We start from the raw sequence: 813 nt of genomic DNA on the forward strand, positions 1-813 counted from the left end.
TTCACAATACGCGACCTCATGAAATTCTTTGTGCGTATCCAGTCCGATAAAAATCATGCTATGTTTGTTCATGCTAGTCTCCAAATGATTTAGTCTTAAGCAAACTAATTATGGCACTGGCTTTCAGCTAACCCACGAAAATGCGGAGGCTAGCATTTCACTGGGAGTCATTGTGTCTAGTTGCCAAGGCTATCGACAAACACAGGGATAAGAATGAAAGAGTATTGGGAATCATATAAAGAATTAGCAACACAAGTCGCAAGCGAGTTGCCCATGGAGGTGGCTCCTTTTGGTGAGTTTGTCATTAAGTGGTCTCCATTTATTTTCTTTTTATTAGTTGTTGCAAAGCTAATAGATAAATTATTTGAAAGTGCATCAATTAAATTTCTGGCAAATGGGTTCGCTGAACTGTGCAAGCTAATTTGGAAGGAGGCTTTTAAAGAGCCAACCCACAAAGGCATAATAATTGAGGCGCCAATTTCCGTTCAGCGTGTATTTCATAAATTCTGTGCTTGGGTTCAGGGGGTGCAGTCGCTCTTCCTATTTCTTTTTACATTTATCGCGCTTTACCCACTTCTCACAATGCAAATCCGAGACGACAAATTAATTGAAGGGGTAATAGTTCTATCATTTCTGTCTGGCGCAGGTATTTTTTTAGCTTTTGTTCAGGTGGGTTTATGCCATCAATCTATAAAACTAGCAAAATCACTACAAAGCAACTAACAAGCGGCTGCACCGGCAAAGAAATGCACAACATCCTGTACATATAATTAGTTTTAAACTAAACTTGTTCCATATGTTGTACAAGTGAGG

Annotated in this window: 1 protein-coding gene; it reads left to right on the plus strand. The window is 39.2% G+C overall.

Annotated elements, in window-relative coordinates:
• The first annotated feature begins 213 nt into the window (after positions 1–213).
• Positions 214–723 (plus strand): hypothetical protein, encoded by a 510-nt coding sequence (locus HJG39_RS19325; protein ID WP_268412060.1) that lies wholly within the window; start codon positions 214–216, stop codon positions 721–723.
• Positions 724–813 lie beyond the last annotated feature (90 nt).

The sequence above is a fragment of the Alteromonas sp. a30 genome, from assembly GCF_026788005.1.
In the GTDB taxonomy this organism is placed as follows: Bacteria; Pseudomonadota; Gammaproteobacteria; order Enterobacterales; family Alteromonadaceae; genus Paraneptunicella.